Raw genomic sequence first — 23,388 nt, forward strand, 5'->3', positions numbered from 1 at the left:
TATTTTTTATCATGACGACACGAGTACTGACCGGCGTTACAACGACCGGTATTCCACACTTGGGTAACTATGCCGGGGCGATTCGTCCTGCTATCCGTGCTAGCCAGCAAGCCGATGTCGACGCATTTTTCTTCATGGCGGACTACCACGCCCTGATCAAATGTGACGACCCGGAGCGCGTAGCCATTTCGCGCCGTGCGATTGCCGCCACCTGGATAGCCTGCGGCCTGGATGTGGAAAAGGTAACGTTCTATCGCCAATCTGATATTCCTGAAATTCCCGAACTGTCCTGGATGCTGGGCTGCGTGACGGGCAAGGGTTTGATGAACCGTGCGCACGCGTATAAAGCCTCCGTGGATAAAAACGAGGCGGCTGGCATGGAGCCGGACGACGGCGTGACCATGGGCTTGTTCAGCTATCCCGTGTTGATGGCGGCTGACATCTTGATGTTCAACGCGCATAAAGTGCCTGTGGGCCGTGATCAGGTTCAGCATCTGGAAATGGCGCGTGATATCGCCAAGAGCTTCAACCATTTGTATGGTCGCGGCAAAGAGCTGTTTGTACTGCCTGAGGTGCAGGTCGAGGAAGATGTGGCTCTGTTGCCGGGCCTGGACGGTCGCAAGATGTCCAAGAGCTATGACAACACGATTCCCCTGTTTGAAGGTGGTGCCAAAGCGCTGAAGTCCGCCATCGCCCGCATTGTGACGGACTCCAAAGGCCCGGGTGAACCCAAGAACCCGGATGACTCCCACCTGACCGCCTTGTACAAGGCCTTTGCGACGCCAGAGCAGACTCAGATCTTCCGCCAACAACTGATCGAAGGGATGGCCTGGGGCGAGGCCAAAGAAGCTTTGCATCAGATTCTGGAAACCATGATCGCCCCCATGCGCGAGCGTTATGAATCTCTGATGGCTCGCCCTCAGGACATTGAAGAACTGCTGCAAGTGGGTGCCCGCAAGGCTCGTGCCTATGCAACGCCTTTTATTCACGAACTGAAGGCTGCTGTGGGCCTGCGTGACCCGATCAGCGTGGCGGCTACCAAGACTGAAACCAAGGCCCGTAAAGCCCGGTTTGTGAATTTCCGCGACGAAGACGGCACGTTCCGTTTCCGCCTGCAGGATGCGGCCGGACATGAGTTGTTCCTGTCGCGTTCCTACGCTGATCCCAAACAGGCGGGCGTGGCAATCAAAGGTTTGCAGACTGAGGCGTTCGCCGAGGTCGTCAAACAAGATGGCTCGGAACTGCAAATCCATTGTGCCGGAGAGGAAGTCGCTCGCGTATCGGCAGATCTGCGTGATGCACTCGAAGCCGCTTTGGATTCGATGCGAGACTAAGTCGTGTGCCGGTGGCAGGATTGATTCTTTGCAAAGAACTTGCCCAGGATTGATCCTAGGTTGGATGCAGTAAGTCTCTTTGTGCCACCGCACCCTACCTTGAAGCACGTTTGAAAATAAACAGCCCCAAAAACGAGATGTTCATCTCACGTTTGGGGCTGTTTTGTTTTTTACTTTTTTATCAATACCTTGAAAGGTTGTTGAGGATAAAACCTGTGGCAGAGATATCTTGGGTATTGGCTTCAGCTACAAAGGCTACTCTGCATTTGCAGTTCCCTAAGGCAAGGGTTCAGGTCTGAGTCGTAGACCGCTGATCCCAGTTCTGGCTGGCCAGCTCCAATGCTGCAATATCTTCTGCACAGATCACGTCGCGCAAGGCCGTGAATTTTTCCTCTGGCCAGTCATATATTCTCAAGGCCAGCAGCCGCTCAATGCTTGCCTCATCAAAGCGTTTTCGCACGGGCACAGCCGGATTCCCGGCCACGATGGTATACGGTGCCACGCTCTTGGTCACAATCGCCCCCGAGGCCACCACAGCGCCTTCACCAACCTCGACACCGGGCATGATCATGGCCCGCATACCGATCCAGGCACCGTCCTGGATGTGGGTGTCACCTTTGCCCACATAGGCGTCCGTAATCTTGTCCACGAAGGGATACAGGCTGAACCAGTCCATGCGATGGGTATGGTTGCCGCCCATCAGAATCACGGCCTCGGCACCGATACATACGTAGTCGCCAATATGTAGCTGGTCCACCGGCCATTGAGAGTCCCAGGTCTTGCGGCTGTATTCGTCCCCGTACAAGTAACGCACCACGCTTTCTTCAAAACTGCCGGTCCAGGCATGGCTGTAGTAGCTGTGTGTGCCACGTATATGGATATTGGGATTGGATACGGTTTCGTGCAGGAGTTCGACCTGCGACCAGTGCTTTTGCACCATGCTTCTCCTTCTGGACCTTGCCGTGCTGGTTCTGGCTTTGCGCCAGTAAGGGCAAAGTGGGCTGTTCGTATTGAAGCCAAGCGAGGCTAGGAGGCTCGCTTGGTTGACCTTGATGGCGCGACTCGTTCAGTGCGCGTTGAGGCGCTTTGTATTCAAACCAGCCATAAAGCATCAAGCCCTGCGTAAACATTCATGCAGGGCTTGATGATGGGCTTGGGCCGGCAGGAATAGCCGCCTTATTCGGCTGGCTGCGCCGGAATATCCAGCTTTTCACACAGGCTCAGAATTTCTTCCAGGCTCTCGCGTTTGACCACGATCAGTTGAAACTCCTCGTCATAGCTTTGGGCAAACTCTAGCAGACAGTAGGAGGGGTGAAACTCCTGCAACTGCTCGTTCGCCCATTGGAAAAAGCCATCTACGTCCTGAAAAGGCATGTCGTCGTAAGGAAAGGCGGGCAGGTCCTGATTTTCAAACGCGGCCAGAATTTCTTCCCACAGTTCATCGACGGTATCGGCCAGGGCCAGATAATCATCCAGTTCGTAGCTGATGGCCAGGATCAGAGCACCATCCGGATCGTGTTCCATCAGGTTCTGCGCGTGCTTTCCATACGCCTCACCCATCGCTGCCGGGCTGGCGCTGGCAGTCAGCACGGACCGGCTGATGGCTGCAATATCCTCTTCCTTCTGATCAAATCCGGTCAGCAGATTGAGCAGACGCGTCAGTTGGGAAAGGCGCTCGGTCTCAGTCATGGCTTATCTCCGAAGTTTGCTAAAGGCCGCTGCCATGGCACCGGTTGGTGCTGGTTCAGCTTGCCGGTTGGGGCGATTGTTTCCAGAGCGGCGTTGGGGAGCGTTGCTCGTGCTGTTGGAACCACGCACTGGGGCGCTGTCGTCGTTCAGGCGCATGGTCAAACCGATACGCTTGCGGGCGACATCCACTTCCTGGACTTTAACCTTAACCGTCTGACCCACGCGAACCACATCACGCGGATCTTTCACAAAGGTATCAGACAGAGCCGAGATATGCACCAGACCGTCCTGGTGTACCCCTACGTCCACAAAGGCACCAAAGTTGGCTACGTTGGTGACCACGCCTTCCAGAATCATGCCGGGCGTCAAATCGTTCAGGGAGTTGATGCCTTCCTGGAACTTGGCCGTCGTAAATTCAGGACGAGGGTCGCGACCGGGCTTTTCAATTTCGTTAAAAATATCACGCACGGTGGGCAAACCAAAGCGTTCATCCGTGAAGTCTGAAGGGGACAAACCTTTCAGTGCGCCGGATTTACCCATGACATCGCTGGCTTCGGTCTGCAGACGCTCCAGAATACGGGCGGCAACCGGATAGGCTTCGGGGTGAACCGCCGAGGCGTCCAGAGGGTTGGCTGCGCCGGGAATACGCAAAAAGCCCGCTGCCTGCTCAAAGGCTTTTTCACCAAAGCGGGGCACGTCACGCAACTGCTTGCGGCTTTGGAAGGCACCATTTTCGTCACGCCAGGTGACGATGTTTTTGGCCAGCGTGTTGTTCAGGCCGGAGACGCGCGCCAGCAGGGGAGCAGAAGCGGTGTTGACGTCCACACCCACCGCGTTAACACAATCTTCGACCACGGCATCCAGGCTGCGAGCCAGTTCGCGCTGGTTCACGTCGTGCTGGTATTGGCCAACGCCAATGGATTTGGGGTCGATCTTGACCAGTTCGGCCAACGGATCTTGCAGGCGGCGGGCGATGGAGACGGCACCACGCAGGCTGACATCCATATCAGGAAATTCCTGGGCAGCCATTTCCGAAGCAGAGTACACCGATGCCCCTGCCTCGGACACGACGACGCGGGTCAGCGGCAGTTGCGGGAAGGCCGACTGCAGGTCAGCCACCAGTTTCTCGGTTTCGCGCGACGCTGTGCCGTTACCAATCGCGACCAGTTCAACTTGGTGGCGAGTAGCCAGACCGGCCAGGGTACGAATCGCGCCTTCGCGGTCACGACGGGGCTCAAAGGGGTAGACGGTGGCCGTATCCAGCACCTTGCCGGTTGCATCGATCACAGCGGCTTTCACGCCGGTGCGAATGCCTGGGTCCAGGCCCAGAACGGCTTTATTGCCCGCAGGGGCGGCCAAGAGTAAATCGCGCAGATTGGCGGCAAACACGCGGGTGGATTCCTGCTCAGCTTGTTCGCGCAGACGACCAATCAGCTCGGATTCAAACGCCGTCAGCAACTTGACGCGCCAGGTCCAGCGGCAGACCTCGGCCAACCAGTGGTCACGTGGGCTGGCGTCGGCGGAAAAGTCAGCGCCAATATCGGTCAGCTCTGCCACTTTCAGCACACAAGGGTGGGGCAAGAGCTGATCCTGTTCGGGGTTCAGGCCCAGGCGCAGGTCCAGCGCACCTTGCTGACGGCCGCGCAACAAAGCCAGCACGCGGTGAGAAGGCAGTTGGCGCAGCGCTTCGTTAAAGTCGAACCAGTCGCGGAATTTGTCACCTTCCTGCTCCTTGCCTTCGGCAACCTTGGAGTACAGGTGGGCGGACTTCCACAGATAGTCGCGCATGGCTTCCAGCAGGTCGGCTTGCTCGGCAAAGCGTTCAGCCAGAATGTCGCGGGCACCGTCCAGAGCAGCTTTGGTCGTGTCGATCTTGGCTTCGGCATTCAGATAGCCTTCGGCCAACGCCACAGGGTCGGCATCCTTCTGGGCCAGAATGGCGTCCGCCAGCGGCTCCAGACCGGCCTCGCGGGCAATCTGGGCACGGGTACGACGCTTGGGCTTGTACGGCGCGTACAAGTCTTCCAGACGCTGCTTGGTGTCCGCCGCCAAAATGGCTTGCTCCAGCTCGGGCGTCAGTTTTTCTTGCTGGCGGATCGATTCCAGAATGGCATGACGACGCGATTGCATATCGCGCAAATAGATCAGGCGCACTTCCAGATCGCGCAGGACATTATCGTCCAGGCCACCGGTGGCTTCCTTGCGGTAACGGGCAATAAAAGGGACCGTGGCCCCGTTGTCCAAGAGCTCAACCGTCGAGGCGGCTTGTTGGATGCGGATGTTCAGTTCAGAGGCCAGTAGCGCCAGAATCTGTTGGTGATCCTGTTGCTGGGCGAGGGTTTCCACAGTCATTTCAGTTATGGGTCCATCGTTGTAAAAGGGTCTGCAAGCGCCGCATTTTGCCATAAAGACCGGCAGCGACCCAGAATTGGCAGGTATCATCTTGTATGTATTCCACTGTGATTGTAGACAGTTCTGTCATTCGTCACCTCTCCCTGAGCGGTTTTGCCCCATGTTGTTGCAGGATTATTCCGATATCTTTTCTCCCCAAGGCCCTCTGGCAGAGTCTGTCCCGCACTATCGTCCGCGGCAGGCTCAGCTGGAGCTGGCCCAAGCCATCAGCGAGACGGTCGCCGATTCTGGCGTACTGATCGCCGAGGCGGGCACAGGCACAGGCAAGACCTGGGCCTACTTGGTTCCGGTGTTCATGCAAGGCGGTAAAGCGCTGGTCTCGACCGGAACGCGTACCTTGCAGGACCAATTGTTCCGTCGGGATATTCCCCACCTGCGTAAAGCGCTGGCTTTGCCGGTCGATGTGGCCTTGCTCAAGGGCAGAAGTAATTACGTCTGTCATTACCATTTGGAACGGTTGGGGCAGGATGACCGGGCTCTGAAGTCTCGTGCGGAAATCGCTTATCTGCGTGCTATCCAGCTCTTTACGGAGCGCAGCCGTAGCGGCGACAAGGGGGAGCTGGCCGAAGTCCCCGAAGATGCGGATATTTGGCACCGGGTCACCTCAACGCGGGATAACTGCCTGGGGCAGGACTGTCCCTTTGTGCGCGACTGCTTTGTGATGAAGGCCCGCCGTCATGCTCAGGATGCCGATGTGGTGGTGGTGAACCACGCCTTGTTCATGGCCGATTTGGCCTTGCGCGAAGAGGGTGTGACGGATTTGCTGCCCAGCGTGGATCTGGTGGTGTTTGACGAAGCGCACCAACTGCCCGACGTGGCCACCCGTTTTTTGGGTAGTAGCGTGTCCTTGTATCAACTGACGGATTTGTGTCGGCAGATAGAAGCGGCGGGTCTGGCCCAGGCCCGTGAGGCCGTGGACTGGAGCCAGGTCGCCCGCAAGCTGGAGCAAGCGGCTCGGGATTTGCATTTGCGAACCGCGTCGCTGGCGGCTCAAGGTGGCCGCGCCACTTTCCAGGCCTTGCCCGAGCCTGAGCTTTTTGATGAGGCGCTGGAGAATTTGCTGGAGACCTTCGATAAGGTCATCAAGATGCTGGCTATGGTGGCTGAGCGCCATCCTGATCTGGCAGCAGCGCATAAAAGTGCCTTGGAGATACGTGCACGCTTGTTCCAGTGGAGTCAGCCAGATCGCCAGGGCCGCCACGCCTATCTGCCAGAAAGTGAAAAAGATGAAGACCAGCCCGACGAATTCGTGCGTTGGGTAGAAAGTGGCCAGCACTATTTGCGTTTGCACAGTGCGCCTTTATCGGTGGCCAAGATTTTCTCGCGTTACAGAGGCAAGGAGCAGTCCTGGGTGCTGACCTCGGCGACCTTGTCGGTACATGGGGATTTCAATCATTTCAAGCGGCAACTGGGCTTGTTCGATGCCCGCACCGAAGCCTGGGCTTCACCGTTCGACTATCCGAATCAGGCACTGTTCTATGTGCCCAGCACCTTGCCGCTTCCCAGCCATCCGAATTTCAACCAGGCGTTCGTGGATGCGCTCATTCCGCTGATCAAGGCGGGTCAGGGCGGTGTGCTGGTGCTCTGTACGACCTTGCGTTCGGTAGAGCGGATTGCGGATATGCTGCGAGACCGATTTGATCGGGAAGACATAGAGCGCAATGTGCTACGCCAAGGGGAGCGTTCGCGCCAGGTTCTGCTGGATGAGTTCCGTGCGCGTGGCAATGCGGTGTTGGTGGGCAGTGCCAGCTTCTGGGAAGGGATTGACCTGCCCGGTGATGCCTTGACACTGGTTGCGATCGACAAGCTACCCTTTGCTCCGCCGGATGATCCGGTGCTGGAGGCCCGTATCAAAGAATGCAAAGACAGAGGCGGTAATCCCTTTATGGAATACCAGTTGCCCGAAGCGGCCATTGCCTTGAAACAAGGGGCTGGGCGCCTGATCCGTACCGAGCGCGACTGGGGCGTGCTGATGGTGGGCGATACCCGCATTGTCGAGAAACCCTACGGCAAATTGCTGTGGCGTGGTTTGCCACCTTTCGCTCGGACTCGTGATCCTGCTCGTGCGCTGGCGTTTTTGCGGGAGCAAAAGGCCAAGCGGCAGAGCGATGAAGCAGGGCAAGTGACGATGGAGGACGGCCTGGAGCAGCCGTAAGGAGACAGTCGACCGACTGGTTTCTTGCCCCCAAACATAGTCCAGGCCAATCCTGGTGAGGTGTCTGTTCCCAAGGGCAGGGAATGCGTTTTGTTTTCTGAGTACAATCACGGCCATGGCTAACCTTGCTTACCTCACACTGAAACCGGTTAATTACCGGGGCGCAGCCATGCCTCGCGGACACTTTCATTCCGTCACACCCCCTTAGGGGGCACTAGCGCGGCAAGAGCGCTCTTTCCTTGCTTTGTCCTTTTCTTTGTCTGTCGCTGTTTGCCGCGACGGGCATGCCCATGTTTTTGCCTTGCGTGTCCAGACGGTGACTGTTTAGCTGGATACGGTAAGCGCGTCTCTCTTCTTTGCTAAATGCGGTGTTTATGTTTATTGAAAAAATCAGAACGGAATGGTTCTCCAACGTTCGGGGTGATTTGCTGGCTGGCCTGGTGGTGGCATTAGCGTTGATTCCGGAAGCCATTGCGTTCTCCATTATTGCCGGTGTGGATCCTAAAGTCGGCCTGTATGCCTCTTTTTCTATCGCGACGCTCATCGCTTTTGTCGGTGGCCGACCAGGCATGATTTCGGCTGCGACCGGGGCGATGGCCTTAGTGATGGTGACGCTGGTGAAAGAGCATGGGCTCGACTACTTGTTGGCGGCGACCATTCTTGCAGGGATACTGCAAATGTTGGCTGGCTTTTTTCGCCTTGGGCAGCTTATGCAGTTTGTCTCGCGCTCGGTCATCACTGGCTTTGTCAATGCCCTGGCGATCTTGATTTTTATGGCTCAATTGCCGGAGTTGACGAATGTCACCTGGCCCGTTTATGCCATGACGGCGGCTGGGCTGGTCATCATTTATGGATTGCCTTATATCACCAGGGCAGTGCCTTCGCCCTTGGTGGCCATTGTCGTTCTAAGCATTGTCTATATGGTTTTTGAGCTGGATATCCGCACCGTGGGTGATATGGGGGCCTTGCCTGACAGCCTGCCCAGCTTTTTGATCCCGCAGGTTCCTTGGACATGGGAAACACTGCAAATCATTTTTCCTTACTCTGTCACCTTATGTGTTGTGGGTCTATTGGAATCCTTGATGACGGCCACTATCGTGGACGATATGACCGATACCACGAGCAACAAAGACAGAGAGTGTGTAGGACAGGGTATTGCCAATATCGCCACGGGCTTTGTAGGAGGGATGGCTGGCTGTGCCATGATTGGGCAATCGGTGATCAATGTGAAATCAGGTGGGCGTGGCCGACTGTCCACCTTAACAGCGGGTGTTGTGCTGTTGATACTGGTTGTCTTTCTGGGGGAGTGGGTCAAGCAGATACCGATGGCTGCCTTGGTTGCCGTGATGGTGATGGTGTCCATCAGCACATTCAATTGGCGTTCAATCAAAGACCTGGTCGTGCATCCCAGAACATCCAGTGTTGTCATGTTGGCGACGGTGGTGGTCACTGTTGCCACCCACGACCTGGCCAAAGGAGTGCTGACAGGTGTCCTGTTCTCCGGGGTATTCTTTGCACACAAGGTGCGCCGTATTTTGCACATCACCTCAAGCCTTAGCCAAGATGGCCAGACACGTACTTATATTGTTTTCGGGCAGGTGTTTTTTGCCTCGGCAGAGAACTTTTTTTCAAAGTTCGACTATCAAGAGAAAGTGCCGCATATCTGTATTGATGTGAGCCAGACACGATTTTGGGACTTAAGCTCGGTTGCGGCCTTGGATCGGGTTGTGTTGAAGTTGCGTCGTGGCGGTGCCCAGGTGCAGGTGCAGGGGCTCGATGCCAGTAGCACGACAATGATCGAACAGTTTGCTCGTTACCCCAGCAGTGACGGTGCGAGTCCCGTAAACCCTCATTAAATAGCGTGGCCGGCGCTGGATGCGCCGGCCTTAACTGCCATCGTCTGCTCCTTCCTGGGTTCTGAAGGGGACATTTCAGTCCCGGTCGTGCACCTCCAGCCCCACGCAATTGCCTGGAAATAATAATTCAAGCTTAAACAAGAATCTGGGTGCGACGCAGGGTAATCCCCATCCTTCAAGACATTGACGCTCTACATCAAGCTAACTACCATCACAACATACAGATATGTATGTTATGAATCCACTTATGTTTGGTGAAGCGAATGACGACAGAAAAAACGATGCCGCGGGTGATGCGTTTCAATGATTTGGCGTTCCAGCCTCGACAGGAAAAGCCCGAGATGGCGCAGTTGGCGGAGATTGTGGGTGAACAAGATGGCACGCCTCTCAGTGCTGGTTATGCCCGTCTGAGCAAGGCGCGAATTGAATGGACTGTGCTTTACGACGAAGTGGTCACGGTAATTGAAGGCAGCATCAATATTCATACCCCGCAAGGTGTTTTGAAAGCAGGGCCCCTTGACTGCGTTTGGCTACCCGCAGGTACTCCCCTGATCTACGAAGCAGAGTCTGCTCTGATCCATTATTGCCTGCATCCCAGCAACTGGGCCAGCGCACGGACGGCCGCATGAGCACCAAGAAAATTACGCGCCTGCCGGAGAACGACAAGACCAATGGGTGGAGTCGGCTTCTGGCGCCTCGCATGGCCAAGCCAGCCTTAGGTAAAGATATACAAGCCGATTGGGTGATTGTTGGCGGTGGTCTGGCCGGTTTGGCCGCAGCTCGTCGCCTGGCAGAGAATCGTCCCGATGACAGCATCGTGGTGCTGGAAGCGGATCAGGTGGGTGAAGGGGCTCAAGGCCGAAACTCCGGCTTTGCGATTGATAGCCCGCATAACGTTGGTAGTTCCATGGGCGAACTGGACGCCGCCCGCTCGCACGTGCGCTTGGCGCGTACGGCAATTGCTTATCTAAGAACCCAGGTCGAGCGTTACGGTATCGAGTGCGACTGGAGCCCCATCGGGAAATTCCATGCGGCGGTTTCCGAGGAAGGCGTAAGCACAACCCTGAAGCCCACGCTTCAGGTGCTGGAGTCCTTGAAGGAACCGCATGAGTGGCTGGACGGGAAGGCTTTGCACGATAAGCTGGGATTCAAGCATTTCCGTACAGGTATTTACACCCCAGGCACGGTGCTGCTGAACCCGGCTGCTTTATCGCGTGGCCTGGCTGACAATATGCCTCCCAACGTCACCGTCTACGAAAAAACGCCGGTGTTGTCTTTGCAGCAAGGTGATGGCGTCACGCTGGACACCCCCGGCGGCAAAGTTCGTGCAGGAAAGATGATTCTGGCCGTGAACGTGTTCGCGGAGCAGTTTGGGTTTTATAGCGGCAAGCTGATGCCGATGGCCGCTCATGCCAGCTTGACTCGTTGCCTGACCGAAAGCGAACAGCGTGAATTGGGCGGTTTGCCCAGCTGGGGTTTGACGCCCGCCAATGCGTTTGTAGGTATCACCATGCGCCGCACCAATGACCAGCGCATTCTGATTCGCCAGCACATGACGTACGCCCCTAATTTGCGTAGCGATGACCAGAGCCGTCGCCGTGTTCGCATCGAGCACAAAGCCCTGTTTGATGAGCGTTTCCCGAATCTGAAGAACGTGGAAATGGAGCACACCTGGACGGGCTTTATCTGCTTGTCCCGTAACGGCTCGCCCGGCTTTGGGCAGGTGGCGCCACATGTGTACTGCGCGGTGTGTCAGAACGGGGTGGGGCTGACCAAAGGTACGATCTCCGGCATGTTGGTGGCGGATCTGGCCTGTGGCGTGGATAACCCTTTGATTGCTGACATGCAGGCTCTGGGGCAACCCGATGCTTTGCCGCCACGGCCGTTTCTGGATGTGGGGGTCCGGGCCCGTTTGGGCTGGGAGTTGTGGCGACACCGAGCAGAAGCCTGACAAGTGAAGTTTGAACAACAAATTTAAAAGAGATACCCAGGAGGAGTTATGACGCTTTTGAGCAAGACTTTGCTGACGGTGATGTTCAGCCTGAGTGTGGCCACCGTGTCCGCACAAACCATGCGCATTGCAACAGACTCGGGCGCGCAGGGTTCGCCTAGCGGTGACGCTATCGAAAAATGGGCCGCGTTGATTAAAGAGGGCACGCAAGGCGCTTTGTCGCCACGCGTTTTTTATCAGAACCAGTTAGGAGGTCAGGAAGAGGTGTTCGATCAGCACATAGCGGGGGATGTGCAGTTGATGTTGAACTGGCCCATGACTTCCTATGACAAGCGCATTGCGGTGATCTATACGCCTTATATGTTCACCACCTGGGAAGAAGCCCTGGCTGCTTACCAGCCTGGTGGCTGGCTGAATGAAACGCTGGATAGTGTTTACAAGGAAAATGGTCTGAAGTTCTTTGGTGCCTGGCCTGAAGGCTTTAATGGCGTTGCTACCAAAGGCAAACATGCGTTGACGGTGGAGGATGCCAAGAGCATCAAGGTACGGGTACCTCCAATCTCCATAATGCAGCAGTCTGTGCAAGCCATGGGTTACCAAACGGCCGCCATTGATTGGGGGGAGGTGTTCACTTCCATTCAAACTGGCGTGGTCGATGGCGACGCGGCCAATGTCATTTATTACGACTACGAGTATTTCCGCGACACCTTGGATTATTACGTGCGCAGCAAGCAGCAATTCATTACTGGTGTGCTGTCCATGAACCTGGAAGCTTGGGAGGCCCTGAAACCCGAACAACAGGAAGTGATTCAAGCCTCCGCCACCAGCATCATGCAAGAGCAGTTTGCCAAGGCCCAGCTAGCGGACGCGGCTATTGTGGAGAAGTGGAAGGCGCTGGGCAAAAACTACATTGAACTCGACAAGGATCAGCTGGCCGCATTGGGTACGCATGTCCGCGCCAAAGTCTGGCCATCGATGCACGCTGAAGTAGGCGAGAACATCATGGCGCATATCGAGAAAAACGCCTCGGCTCTTAAGTGAACACCTTGGATCAAGGGAGTATGAGCGTGAGTGAGGGTATCCCAATGAAGCGCGGGCCGACCCTGGTTGCCCTGGAATGGCTGGCCATTGTGTCAAGCATCGTGGTGGCGGCAGGTTTGGCCTATGTGGTGGCAGCACGTTACTACCTGAACTGGCCGGCAACAGGAGTGCACACCATTGTGATGGTGGCGGCGATCTGGCTGTACATGACCGGGGCGCTGATCGCCAGTCAGTCCCGTCAGCATCTGGTGGTGGACTATCTGTCACATCGTTTGAAAACGCCACAAGCGCGTGCCATTCACCGTTTTATTGTGTCGGTACTGGTACTGATTATTGTGGTGGCCTTCGCTTATTGGACCTTGCGCATGTTCATGTGGGGCTCCCGCTTCTCCGCCACCATGGCGGAGCTGTCGATTCCTGTCTGGGTGCCTCAGTCTGCAATTGGCCTGAACGCAGTCGGTAGCCTGTTGTATGCCTTGCGCGATGTTTATCAGTCTTTGATGGCCTTGCGCCAGGGAGACGATTGATTATGCATGCTGGATTTTCTGTTCTCTTGCTGCTGTTCCTGCTGGGGGTGGGGGTGCCGGTGGCCTGGTCCTTTGCTGGCACGTTGTTAATGTTGACCTTGGTCTATGACGTCAATTTGAACACCTTGATGCTGCAAGGATTCCGTTCCTTGAACTCCCTGGTTCTGCTGGCCTTGCCCTTGTTCATCATGGCAGGTTATTTGATGCAGGCAGGCGGGATTGCTCATCGTTTGGTGGGTTTTGCCGAAATGCTGGTCAAGAATCGTCGTGGTGGCATGGGGGCCAGCATGGTTCTGGCTTCCGGGGTGTTCGGGGCGATTTCGGGGACTGCCTCGGCGGCAGTGGCTTCCATTGGCACCATCTTGGTCGACCCCATGGAACAACGTGGTTATCCTCGTCAGTATTCGGCGGCCTTGTTGGGTATTTCCTCCTTGCTGGGCATTCTGATCCCGCCGTCCATTACCATGATTTTGTTTGCCGTGGTGACCCAGCAATCCGTGGTGGCCTGCTTTGCAGCGACGATCGGACCGGGCTTGCTCTTGATGTTTGGTTTGATTTTGTTCAATTACGTCGTGGCTGGACGCTGGTTCAAGGAGTCGCCTGCTCAGCCTGCGCACGAAACTCAAGGGCGTTACTCGCTCAAAACCTTGTTCTATGCCATCCCCGCCTTATGTATTCCTGCCTTGATTCTGGGCGGGATTTATGGGGGAGTCTTCACGCCCACAGAAGCGGCTGCGGTAGCTGTTGTGCTGGTCATCGGTATTGGCTGCTTTGTGTACCGTGAGCTGACCTTGCGCAAGCTGTGCGACAGTTTTGTACGTACGGCAGAGACCACGGGGACGGTCATCCTGATCTTGCTGTTCTCTTTCCTGATTGGCCGAATTCTGGTTGCGCAAGGCGTGCCACAGGACCTGGCCACTTTTGTGACCGGTCTGGTCGATAGTCCCATCGGAATTCTTTTGATGGTGAATATCTTTCTGGTTCTGGTGGGCATGATTATTGATGACGTGTCCTTGACCGTGGTGGTGGCTCCCTTGCTGCTGCCGTTGGTGGGGGCGGCAGAGGTCAACCCGGTACAGTTTGCCGCGATTGTGGCATGTGCAGTAATCGTAGGTTCCAACAGTCCGCCGATGGCACCTGTGCTGTATATGTCCTGCCGTATCAGTAAAGTAGCGGTACACCGCTCTTTTAGTCCGGCCATTGCCATGATTGTGTTTGTAGCCATTCCGGTTCAGTTGATTACCACCTTTGTGCCCGCCGTTTCCTTGGCGTTTCCACGAATGCTGGGCCTGTTGTAAGAGGAGCGCCGGTATACTTTGGCGATTAAAGCGACTCTACAAGCAAGCGATATGAGCGATAAGGAATTGATTGAACGTGTGGCCCAAGCCGGGGCGTTGAGCGAGCCTAATGTGCATTTGACGCGGGCGGATTGGCTGGAGGCCGCCATTCGCTTGTTTATGCAAGAAGGTGTGGAGGCGGTGCGCATCACCCGTCTGGCCCAGGTTATGGCCGTCACACGGGGAAGTTTTTATTGGCATTTCAAGGACAGGGACGATCTGCTTGATGGGCTGGTCGGTTTTTGGGAGCAAAAGAATATGCACTCTACCATGCTGGCGCTAGAGAATGTGGACAATTTGCAAGATGGCATGTTGTCGCTGTTCTCCACCTGGCTGGACGTGTCCCGTTTCGAACCGGGTCTGGATATGGCCATGCGTGATTGGGCAAGGCGCTCCGAGCGGGTGCGTCAGGCGGTAGCGCGGGCGGACAAGGCTTGCATGAATGCCTTGGCTAATTTCTTTCAGCGTATGGGGTTGGAACAGATAGAAGCTCAGACCCGAGCACGGACAACGTACTTTTGTCAGATTGGCTATTACTTGATTGGCCTGCAGGAAAATCTGGAAGATCGTATGGTGTATTTGAATGACACCATGAAGATCTTGGGTGGCCAGCCTTTGGATCCGGCCAAGGCCAAGGCTTTTGCAGAGCGCATGTATAGCGTGCAAAAGGACAATGCCAAGAAAGTGGTGGGATAGTTGGATGCTCTGGAGCCGGTGGGCGTCAGGCGTGCCTAGGGGCCACAGAGGAAGGAGCGTCCTGACTGATAGTTCTTGCTCTGAGGAGCAGGGCAAAGCGAGTTGCCAAGGAATATCAGTTTGAAGTCGGGAAACTAAAAGGGCCGAATCCTGAAGAGGATTCGGCCCTTTTTGGGATTGCGTTCAGTGAGACGTTTTATTGCCGCTTCACAAAGGCAGTCCGTATCTTGTGCTGCTTTGCTGCAAGGCTTAGAACCAGTTGATGGGGTTCCAGTAGTTAACCTTGGTATCCAAGCCTTCCGTGAAGTATTTTGAGTCAGGGAAGTTTTGGTCCATCACGCGTTTGGTGGTGTCGCGCAACTCGGTCTGGCCCATCTTGTCGTAAGACAGGTACATCAGGTACAGCGCACGTTCGGCGATGGGCACACCCTTGAAGTCCGTAATAACGGTTTGGGCACGGTTAACAGCGGCAACGTAGGCGCCACGTTTGTAGTAGTACTCGGCCACATGTACTTCGTTCTGAGCGATGGTGCTGACCAGCCAGGTTAAACGTTTGGCGGCATCGGGTGCGTATCGGCTGTCGGGGTAGCGTTGCAGCAGATCGTTAAAGGCTTCGTAGGATTCACGCAGACCTTTAGGGTCACGCTCGCTGGGGTCCTGCTGGGTAATGTTGGACAGGGCAGCGCTAGGAGGCGTAAAAGAGATCAGTCCTTTCAGGTACAGCATATAGTCGGTGCCGGGGTGGCTGGGGTACTGCTTCTGGAAGCGGTCAATAGCGGCCAGGGCTTTGCCAGGCTCTTCGTCTTTCCAGTTAATGTAAGCCTGGTCGATCAGCGATTGCTGTGCATATGTGCCGAAGGGGTAGCGGGACTCGACGGCTTCCAGGCGGGTACGCGCGTCTTTCCAGTTGCCGGCCGACATTTCTTCACGGGCGTCTTTATACAAACGCTCGGCGGTCCAACCCGAGGTGGGGTCAACTTCTTTTTTGGTAGTGCCGCAGCCAGCAAGCAAAGTGGCAGCCAGCATTAATGCGGCTACTTGGGCCAGCTTGGTACCACGAATACGTGGCAAGTTCAGGTTCAGGCGAGTCACAAAAGCGTCCTTGGTGTTAGCATTGCTGCTCAATTATATGATTTGTCGCCATGCCTGACACAGATACTGAAAAAGATAGTGTTGTTTCTTCCGACGCACTGCGTTTTATCCTTCCCATCACTGCGTCTCCCGATCGTCTGGACAAGACTTTAGCGCGGTTACTGCCTCAGCATTCGCGCAGCCGTCTACAGTCCTGGGTCGAGAGCGGGCATGTTCTCGTCAACGGCCAGGCCGTCAAGGTCAAGCATACGGTTTACCCCGGTGATACCGTGCTGGTCTGGGAGCAACAGGCCCCAGAAGACATGGCTTTTGAGCCCGATGACGTGGACTTCGAGATTGTGGCTCAAAGTGACTCCTGGCTGGTGGTAAACAAGCCAGTCGGTCTGGTCACGCACCCTGGCGCGGGTAACTGGCGCGGCACCTTGCTCAATGGTTTGCTGTTTCGCTTTCCCACTTTGCGACAGGTGCCCCGTGCCGGTGTTGTACACCGGCTGGACAAAGACACTTCCGGCTTGCTGGTGGTGGCTCGCACAGAAGTCGCACAAACTCACTTTGTCCGACAACTGCAAGAGCGTAGCATGGGACGCCAGTATCTGGCGTTGGTCCATGGTGTCTTGCCGGGCCAGGGCTCGGTAGATGAGCCAATTGGACGCGATTTGCGCGTGCCAGTGCGCATGAGCACTGGACCATCCGTTGCCCCCAAGCATGCCGTAACGCATTATCAAATGTTGCGTCAGGGTTATGCGGGTGAAGAAGCGGTGACCGAAGTGGCTTGCCGACTGGAGACAGGGCGTACCCACCAGATTCGTGTCCATCTCAGTTCGATCAAGCATCCCCTGCTGGCCGATACCCTCTATGGTGGCCGCGTGGTTGCGGGGGCACAGCGTCAAATGCTGCATGCGCACGTGCTGGAGTTTGAAGATCCCGATACGGGCGAGCGCCGCAGCTTCTCGGCAGAGCCACCGGCTGATTATCAGTCTGTTGTAGAGTCTATTGAATGGCACACTCAACGTTGATTTCTACGGTTAGCGGCCCCGCACAAGCGGGGCTGCTTTATTTTTGTACGACTCGGGCCGGTGGCGTCAGCCAGGACGAGCGCGACAGCCTGAACCTGGGCTTGAATACCGGCGACGATCCGCAGCGGGTGCAGGTCAATCGGCAACGGCTTGCGGACTTTTTGAGTGCGGAGCCCATCTGGTTGGCACAGGTACATGGTACAGACGTGCTGGATGCGGATCAGGAGGTCCTGCCTGCCGTGCCCAGGCAGTTTGATGCCGCTATCACCACGCGCCGGGATCGCACTTTGGCCATCTTGACGGCGGATTGCCTGCCGGTTGTCATTTGGGATGAGCATGCCCAGGTGCTCGGTGTGGCCCATGCCGGTTGGCGTGGGCTGCAAGCCGGAGTCTTGGAAAATACCTGGCAGGCGATGGCCGCCCGTTGTCCCCAAGCGCAATCCTGGCAAGCCTGGATTGGGCCGGCGATTAGCCAGGAGCACTTCGAGGTCGGGCAGGAGGTCTTTGATGCCTATGTTCTGGACGAGCCTGAATTGGCCGCCTTTTTTATTCGGGGAAAACGCCCTGGAAAATGGCAGGCGGATTTGCCCGGTATTGCACGCCACCGATTGGAAAAATTGAGCCTCGGAAAAATAACTGTGCATTTAAGTGGCCTGTGCACGTTTCAAGATAATGATTTGTTTTATTCTTATCGGCGCTCGCCCTTGACTGGCCGACAAGCCACGATTGCTCGCCTGAACCCGCGTTAACGGTTTTTTGCTCGTTTTTAAATACCATATGGAATTTTTAATTCCGTCTATTGGCGCGCCAGCCTAATTAATTACCCCAATTGACTGCCTTTGTGACGAACGTCATGCTCTAAGCGTATTTGCAATTCGTTTACAGGTGGCAGATGTCGAGTAATAACAGTGCTTTTCAAGGTTTTGGCAAACCGATGGATGCTACCGGCTGTGCTGAACTCCAGGCTCGTTACATGCAGCAGTGGCAGGAGCTGTGGGACCAGGCTCAACGGGGAGCCTTGCCTGCCCCGCAGGATCGTCGGTTTGCGGATGCCGCCTGGCAGCGTAATCCTACCGCCTTGTTCAATGCCCATGTCTGGCAGCTTAGCGTTCAGGCCATGAACGAGATGCTGGACCTGATGGAGCTGGACACCGCACAGCGGGAGCGTCTGAGCTTTTCCATGATGCAGTGGGCCGAGGCCATGTCGCCCAGCAATTACTTGATGCTCAACCCCCAGGCTCTACAAACCATGATGGACACGGGCGGCCAGTCGGTGCTGGAAGGCATGTCCAACTTTATGGATGACTGGCAAAAGGGGCGCATGACCCAAACGGATGAAAGCCAGTTTCAGTTGGGGCAAAACGTGGGCACCACTGCAGGTGCCGTGGTGTTCCAGAATGATATTTTCCAGCTGATTCAGTACTCACCCACCACCAGCATGGTGCATGCCGTGCCTTTGCTGATCGTGCCCCCGTGTATTAACAAGTTCTACATTCTGGACTTGCAACCCGAGAACTCGTTCGTACGCCATGCCCTGGATCAGGGGCTGACGGTGTATCTGATGTCCTGGCGCAATCCCCAGCCGAACGATGCAGCCCATATCCATGCCCTGAGCTGGCAGGACTATCTGGAGCAAGGCGTGCTGGAGGCGATTCGCGTCAGCCAGGAACTGTCGGGACAGGAAAAAATCAATACGCTGGGCTTTTGTATTGGCGGCACCTTGCTGGCCAGTGCCTTGGCACTGGCGCGCAATAAAGGCCAGGATCTGGCCGCTTCCATGACCTTGTTGACCACCATGTTGGACTTTACTGACGTGGGTATGCTGAACGTCTTCATCGACGAGGCACAGGTCGCGTTTCGGGAGTGGCAGTTGGGGCAGGGCGGTTTGCTCAATGCCCGCGAACTGGCCAGTACCTTTTCTTTCTTGCGCCCCGCCGAGCTGGTTTGGAACTATGTGAACAGCAATTACTTGCAGGGCAAAAAACCGCCTGCATTTGATCTGCTGTACTGGAATTCCGACGGCACCCATTTGCCCGGTCCTTTCTTTACCTGGTATTTGCGTAATACCTATCTGGAAAATCGCCTGATTCAGAAGGGGGGCGTCCCCGTGGGAGAGCACCGTGCCGATCTGAGTCAGCTCGATTTGCCTGTGTACCTGTATGGCTCCAAAGATGACCATATCGTGCCCTGGCAGTCTGCCTATGCGTCCTTGCGGGCATTGCCGGCGGCCCAGCATCGGTTTGTGTTGGGAGCGTCTGGCCATATTGCGGGCGTGATCAATCCGCCTGCCAAGCAGCGTCGTAATTATTGGGTGCTGCAAGACGGCGAGCCGGTCGCCACGCTGGATGCCCAGCAGTATATGGAACGGGCTCAGTCCGTACCCGGTAGCTGGTGGTCGGACTGGATTGCTTGGCTTGCGCCCTTGTCGGGCTCACGGCGTCGCGCAAAACGTCGATTGGGCCATGCGCGTTATCCCGTGCTGGAAGAGGCGCCCGGCAGTTATGTGAAAGTGCGCGCCAGTTAATTCTTCAGTTTTTCAGGTTTCGGGAGCAGGGTAATCAGCCTGCTTCCTTGATCCCGACGCCAGGCTTTTTCATTGCCCGGGCCGGCACAGGGATTCGAGCGTTGTCACCCCTTTCAGGAGATGGATATGAGCAGCAAAGTAGCTTACGTAACTGGTGGTATGGGAGGGATAGGGACAGTCATTTGTCAGCGCCTGGCCAAAGACGGGTTTACCGTAATTGCAGGTTGTGGCCCCAACCGTGATTTTCAGAAATGGTTGGGCGAGCAAGCCGAGCTGGGCTACACATTTCATGCTTCGGTGGGCAACGTGGCAGACTGGGATTCGACCGTCGAGACCTTTAAGAAAGTATTTTCCGATTTTGGCCGTGTCGATGTGCTGGTCAATAATGCCGGGATTACACGCGACGGAACCTTCCGTAAAATGAGCCAGGAAGATTGGCGCGCAGTGATCGACACCAACCTGAATAGCTTGTTCAACGTGACCAAACAAGTGATTGATGGCATGGTAGAGCGCCAATGGGGCCGCATCATCAACATCAGTTCGGTGAACGGGCAAAAAGGGCAATTTGGCCAGACCAACTACTCGACGGCCAAAGCCGGGATCCACGGCTTTACCATGGCCCTGGCTCAGGAGGTTGCCAATAAGGGGGTGACGGTCAATACTATTTCCCCCGGTTATATTGGTACGGACATGGTCCGCGCGATTCGTCCCGATGTGCTGGAGAAAATCGTGGCTACCATTCCGGTGGGGCGCTTGGGCACGCCCGATGAAATCGGGTCTATGGTCGCTTGGCTGGCCTCGGGTGATTCCGGCTTTGCCACTGGCGCGGATTTCTCCCTGAACGGTGGCTTGCACATGAGCTAAGGCTTGTTGCAGTGCATAGCGCGTGTTTTTGTTTTATTGATTAGGAAGTAAGCACCAGCATGGGATCCCCTCGACTCATCAAGAAATACCCCAATCGTCGCTTGTACGACACACAGGCCAGTGCTTACATCACGATGGTCGATGTCAAGCAACTGGTTCTGTCAGGCGAGGAGTTCGCGGTTGTCGATGCCAAAAGCGGCGAGGACCTGACGCGCAGTATTTTGCTGCAGATCATTCTTGAGGAAGAAAGCGGGGGTATCCCGATGTTTTCCACTCCGGTGCTGATGCAGATCATCCGCTTTTATGGCAATGCCATGCAGGGGGTCATGGGCTCGTATCTGGAAAAAAACATTCAGGCTTTCATGGAGATTCAGGAGCGCATGACCGAACAGTCCAAGGGCGTGTATGGCGGGCAGTTCGGCCCCGAGGCCTGGGCGCAATTCATGAGTCTACAGGCCCCTGTGATGCAAACCGTCATGAACAGCTACATCGACCAAAGCAAGAATCTGTTCGTGCAAATGCAGGACCAGATGCAGGATCAGACTCGGCAGATGTTCTCGGTCTTTCCCTTTGTGCCACCGGGCAAAGACAAGAAAGACTGATTTTTTTAGCCTGCCAGCGTTTTAAACGGGGTATGGCTGCTGAGAGTTTCCTGATAGCGGGCCACATGGCCCGCTTCTTCATGCACAAACGCTTCAATGGCGTGGGCAAAGCGAGGATCTGCAATCCAGTGTGCCGAGCTGGTGGGCGTGGGCAACAAGCCACGCGAGAGCTTGTGCTCGCCTTGAGCGCCACCTTCAAAAACACGCAGTTGCTGTGTAATGCAAAACTGGATTGCCTGGTTGTAGCAGGTCTCAAAGTGCAGGCCAGGCACGTAGCGGGTACAGCCCCAGTAACGTCCATAAAGCGTGTGTCCGTCCCGTAGCGACAGGGCGCAGGCGACTTCTTGTCCATGTTGTTGTGCCAGAATCAATACCAGGGATTCGGGTAACTGCTCGTGCAGGCGGGCAAAGAAATCCCGGTTTAGATAAGGATGTTGCCCGCGCTCTTGGTAGGTGTTGGCGTAGCACTGGTAAAAGTAGTCCAGATTTTGTTCGCTAATTTCTTGACCCTGCTTGTGTTCAAAGGACAGGCCTTGTTCGTACACCTTGCGGCTGTCCTGTCGCATTTTTTTGCGCTTTTGCTGGGTCAGCGAAGCTAGAAAGTCCTCGTAGCTGGCGTAGTCCTGGTTCTGCCAGTGAAATTGCACATCATGGCGAATCATGAAGCCAGCCTGCTCCAGAGCTTGCCTGTCGTCCGGATTGGGAAAGAGCACATGTACGGAGGACAACTGATTGTTCTGTGTCAGTTGAATCAGTTGTCGGGCCAGCAGAACCCGATCTTCATGAGAGTGAGCCAAAAGACGCGGGCCACTGACGGGCGTAAAAGGGATGGCGCACAAGAGCTTGGGGTAATAGTCCAGGCCGTGACGTTGATAGGCCTGAGCCCAGCCTTGGTCAAACACATATTCTCCCCGGGAATGGTGTTTCAGATACAGGGGCACGGCGCCACACAGCGTCTGTCCACGATGCATCAACAGGTAATGCGGTGACCAGCCTGTTTGTGGGGTAACGCAGCCAGCGTCGTCCAACGACCTTAGAAAGGCATGGCGGAGCAAGAGGTGATGACCCGATAGCGCATCCCAGCTTGCTGAGTCGAGCTTGTTCAGTTGGGTGCAAAGTGAAAACTGGATCGGTTCAGTGCTGACCATAGCAGTGGGGCCTATCTTGAAACAGGGGTAGGGCATAGGCCCTGACGGCTTTGTATACTAGCCAGCGTTTCATGCAAAGGGAAGGCTTGTTTGGCAGGGTTGCCGGCGCTTGCCCACTATGAGGGGTTCATGAAGAAAAAGATTGCCTTGATGTTGGGCAGCGCGATGGTGCTGGCCAGTTCGGTTCAAGCGGGGCCGGCTTGTGAGTATTTGCGTAATTATGTCGCTTTGCAGCCGCAATCTGGTGATGAGTTGCAGATGCAGGATGAGGATGGGGTTTGTCGAGTTCAGAATGGGCAGTGGTCGGCTGGTTTTTCGTCCATGCTGTTGGCTTTTGACGAGCTGGTGTTGCGCGATGAGGGATTAGCCTCCTATTCTGAGCAGCAAGAGATTCCTGACTCCATGGATTTAAGAATAAGCGGGATCTATGTTCTGACCGGGCTGCTGCCAGGGCAAGATTACATTATGCGTCTACAGGCAAAGCCGATGGATTTCTCCCTTACCTACAAGTGGGACTCAGCGTCAGCGCAATTGTCTCTGGAGCAAGCGCGATTGCGTAGCCAGCACCTGAGGGAGGTTCGTGTTCAGGCTCAGTTTGGTGTTGAGTCTGCAGTAGGGCGCGCCTTGGGGGCAGACGATCTTGAACAGGCGGAGCTTAAAAGCCTGAATCTGTATCTGGATAATCAAAATCTGATCCAGTCCATGGTCATGCCCGCAGTGGTCTTGAGCATGAGTATGCACGAGGACCCGCGCCCCGCTATTGAAAAGGCCTTGTTGGCAGCACGCAGTGCGGTACAACTGATGCCCGATTCGGTGGCGGATCGAGACAGTCGTGATGCCTTGCTGGCATTCATCGCCCAACTGCCCGCACCCCATGGGCGCTTGTCGTTGGAGATGAACATGGATCCCTCCTGGCCAGTGGTACGCCTGGAGCCTGGCGTGTCTGTTGATCAAGCGCGTAAATTATTAGCTGGCCTGAGCTTGCAAGCCAGATTTGATACAGGACAGGTTCCTGCAGCCTATGTCTGGTTGCGTGATCATTTGCGCTATGGTTTGCATTTGTTCAGCCTTGGCCGAGCAGAGGCATCGAATTAGTTGACGTCAAGCACGGGGTTTTTAGGGGCCGGAGGTTCTCTTCCGGCTT

Annotated in this window: 20 protein-coding genes; 15 read left to right on the forward strand and 5 right to left on the reverse strand. The window is 55.6% G+C overall.

The window, feature by feature from the left end:
* Window positions 1-11 precede the first annotated feature (11 nt).
* Complete coding sequence (locus LNA76_RS12140; protein WP_230019149.1) at window positions 12-1,334, forward strand: tryptophan--tRNA ligase; 1,323 nt, start codon at window positions 12-14, stop codon at window positions 1,332-1,334.
* A 289-nt stretch (window positions 1,335-1,623) separates the two neighbouring features.
* Here LNA76_RS12140 and LNA76_RS12145 read toward each other — a convergent pair whose 3' ends face one another.
* From LNA76_RS12145 to LNA76_RS12155, 3 genes are all read right to left on the reverse strand, one after another.
* A complete protein-coding gene (locus LNA76_RS12145) occupies window positions 1,624-2,274 on the reverse strand; it encodes a CatB-related O-acetyltransferase (protein WP_094195958.1) in 651 nt (216 codons plus the stop codon).
* 236 nt (window positions 2,275-2,510) lie between these two features.
* Entirely contained in the window at window positions 2,511-3,023 is a 513-nt protein-coding gene (locus LNA76_RS12150) for a hypothetical protein (protein WP_094195959.1), read from the reverse strand.
* 3 nt (window positions 3,024-3,026) lie between these two features.
* The gene (locus LNA76_RS12155) at window positions 3,027-5,375 is read right to left on the reverse strand and encodes a Tex family protein (protein ID WP_230019150.1); all 2,349 of its coding nucleotides are present in this window, start codon (window positions 5,373-5,375) and stop codon (window positions 3,027-3,029) included.
* 160 nt (window positions 5,376-5,535) lie between these two features.
* On the opposite strand from LNA76_RS12155, the gene LNA76_RS12160 reads away from it, so the two are divergent.
* From LNA76_RS12160 to LNA76_RS12195, 8 genes are all read left to right on the forward strand, one after another.
* A complete protein-coding gene (locus LNA76_RS12160) occupies window positions 5,536-7,590 on the forward strand; it encodes an ATP-dependent DNA helicase (protein ID WP_230019151.1) in 2,055 nt (684 codons plus the stop codon).
* 374 nt (window positions 7,591-7,964) lie between these two features.
* On the forward strand, window positions 7,965-9,446 hold the full coding sequence (locus tag LNA76_RS12165; protein ID WP_230019152.1) for a SulP family inorganic anion transporter: 1,482 nt from the start codon (window positions 7,965-7,967) through the stop codon (window positions 9,444-9,446).
* 263 nt (window positions 9,447-9,709) lie between these two features.
* Window positions 9,710-10,075 carry an ethanolamine utilization protein EutQ gene (locus LNA76_RS12170; protein WP_230019153.1) on the forward strand — a complete coding sequence of 122 codons (366 nt, stop codon included), beginning with the start codon at window positions 9,710-9,712 and terminating at the stop codon, window positions 10,073-10,075.
* Window positions 10,072-11,397, forward strand: a complete 1,326-nt coding sequence (locus LNA76_RS12175; RefSeq protein WP_230019154.1) for an NAD(P)/FAD-dependent oxidoreductase — start codon at window positions 10,072-10,074, stop codon at window positions 11,395-11,397. The genes LNA76_RS12170 and LNA76_RS12175 overlap by 4 nt, the downstream gene beginning before the upstream one ends.
* 48 nt (window positions 11,398-11,445) lie before the next feature.
* Complete coding sequence (gene dctP / locus LNA76_RS12180; RefSeq protein ID WP_094195964.1) at window positions 11,446-12,438, forward strand: TRAP transporter substrate-binding protein DctP; 993 nt, start codon at window positions 11,446-11,448, stop codon at window positions 12,436-12,438.
* Between the two features lie 20 nt (window positions 12,439-12,458).
* Window positions 12,459-12,965 carry a TRAP transporter small permease gene (locus tag LNA76_RS12185; protein ID WP_108727913.1) on the forward strand — a complete coding sequence of 169 codons (507 nt, stop codon included), beginning with the start codon at window positions 12,459-12,461 and terminating at the stop codon, window positions 12,963-12,965.
* 2 nt (window positions 12,966-12,967) lie between these two features.
* Complete coding sequence (locus LNA76_RS12190) at window positions 12,968-14,263, forward strand: TRAP transporter large permease (RefSeq protein ID WP_094195966.1); 1,296 nt, start codon at window positions 12,968-12,970, stop codon at window positions 14,261-14,263.
* Between the two features lie 51 nt (window positions 14,264-14,314).
* Window positions 14,315-14,998 carry a TetR/AcrR family transcriptional regulator gene (locus tag LNA76_RS12195; protein WP_230019155.1) on the forward strand — a complete coding sequence of 228 codons (684 nt, stop codon included), beginning with the start codon at window positions 14,315-14,317 and terminating at the stop codon, window positions 14,996-14,998.
* Between the two features lie 249 nt (window positions 14,999-15,247).
* Here LNA76_RS12195 and LNA76_RS12200 read toward each other — a convergent pair whose 3' ends face one another.
* Window positions 15,248-16,045, reverse strand: a complete 798-nt coding sequence (locus LNA76_RS12200) for an outer membrane protein assembly factor BamD (RefSeq protein ID WP_199827906.1) — start codon at window positions 16,043-16,045, stop codon at window positions 15,248-15,250.
* A 95-nt stretch (window positions 16,046-16,140) separates the two neighbouring features.
* Here LNA76_RS12200 and LNA76_RS12205 point away from each other — a divergent pair, with 95 nt between their 5' ends.
* From LNA76_RS12205 to phaR, 5 genes are all read left to right on the forward strand, one after another.
* Window positions 16,141-17,106 carry an RluA family pseudouridine synthase gene (locus tag LNA76_RS12205; RefSeq protein WP_094195969.1) on the forward strand — a complete coding sequence of 322 codons (966 nt, stop codon included), beginning with the start codon at window positions 16,141-16,143 and terminating at the stop codon, window positions 17,104-17,106.
* Window positions 17,088-17,855, forward strand: coding sequence for a peptidoglycan editing factor PgeF (gene pgeF / locus LNA76_RS12210; protein WP_230019156.1), 768 nt, complete (start codon window positions 17,088-17,090; stop codon window positions 17,853-17,855). Before LNA76_RS12205 ends, pgeF begins: the two co-directional genes overlap by 19 nt.
* A gap of 143 nt (window positions 17,856-17,998) precedes the next feature.
* Window positions 17,999-19,630 (forward strand): PHA/PHB synthase family protein, encoded by a 1,632-nt coding sequence (locus LNA76_RS12215; RefSeq protein WP_230019157.1) that lies wholly within the window; start codon window positions 17,999-18,001, stop codon window positions 19,628-19,630.
* Window positions 19,631-19,756: 126 nt separating this feature from the next.
* A complete protein-coding gene (phbB, locus tag LNA76_RS12220) occupies window positions 19,757-20,494 on the forward strand; it encodes an acetoacetyl-CoA reductase (protein WP_045931099.1) in 738 nt (245 codons plus the stop codon).
* Between the two features lie 59 nt (window positions 20,495-20,553).
* Window positions 20,554-21,096 (forward strand): polyhydroxyalkanoate synthesis repressor PhaR, encoded by a 543-nt coding sequence (gene phaR / locus LNA76_RS12225; RefSeq protein WP_094195972.1) that lies wholly within the window; start codon window positions 20,554-20,556, stop codon window positions 21,094-21,096.
* 5 nt (window positions 21,097-21,101) lie between these two features.
* Here phaR and LNA76_RS12230 read toward each other — a convergent pair whose 3' ends face one another.
* A complete protein-coding gene (locus LNA76_RS12230; RefSeq protein WP_230019158.1) occupies window positions 21,102-22,244 on the reverse strand; it encodes a GNAT family N-acetyltransferase in 1,143 nt (380 codons plus the stop codon).
* 129 nt (window positions 22,245-22,373) lie between these two features.
* Here LNA76_RS12230 and LNA76_RS12235 point away from each other — a divergent pair, with 129 nt between their 5' ends.
* The gene (locus LNA76_RS12235; RefSeq protein ID WP_230019159.1) at window positions 22,374-23,339 is read left to right on the forward strand and encodes a hypothetical protein; all 966 of its coding nucleotides are present in this window, start codon (window positions 22,374-22,376) and stop codon (window positions 23,337-23,339) included.
* Window positions 23,340-23,388 lie beyond the last annotated feature (49 nt).

The sequence above is a fragment of the Alcaligenes sp. MMA genome (assembly GCF_020907215.1).
GTDB lineage: Bacteria > Pseudomonadota > Gammaproteobacteria > Burkholderiales > Burkholderiaceae_B > Alcaligenes > Alcaligenes aquatilis.